This window comes from Pelotalea chapellei (assembly GCF_018531195.1).
Taxonomy (GTDB): domain Bacteria; phylum Desulfobacterota; class Desulfuromonadia; order Geobacterales; family Pseudopelobacteraceae; genus Pelotalea; species Pelotalea chapellei.
Map to the genome: position 1 here is coordinate 1 of NZ_JAHDYS010000048.1, position 404 is coordinate 404.

Genomic DNA, 404 nt, shown 5'->3' on the forward strand with positions numbered 1-404 from the left:
TCGTCAAGAAGCTTGCGAAACATTTCAACGCCGGTTACAGTCGTTTTAGAAGTAGCTTTCATACCTACAACTTCAACCTCTTCGCCAACTTTTACAATTCCGCGCTCGACACGACCTGTGGCAACTGTGCCACGTCCGGAGATGGAGAATACATCTTCAACCGGCATCAGGAACGGACGGTCAATAGCACGCTCAGGTTCAGGGATGTAGGTATCTACAGCATCCATCAGTGCAAAGATAGCAGGCTCAGCCAATTCGCCTTTTTCACCGTTAAGTGCCTGAAGAGCAGAGCCCTTGATGATTGGAATATCATCTCCAGGGAAGTCATAGCTGGAAAGAAGTTCGCGAATTTCGAGTTCGACTAACTCGAGCAATTCAGCGTCATCAACCATATCTGCCTTATT

Annotated in this window: 1 protein-coding gene; it reads right to left on the bottom strand. The window is 47.5% G+C overall.

The genetic code is table 11. From position 1 onward, the window contains the following. Positions 1 to 404: EF-Tu/IF-2/RF-3 family GTPase (locus tag KJB30_RS17865; RefSeq protein WP_246545790.1), on the bottom strand; the 404-nt coding region annotated here is incomplete at both ends.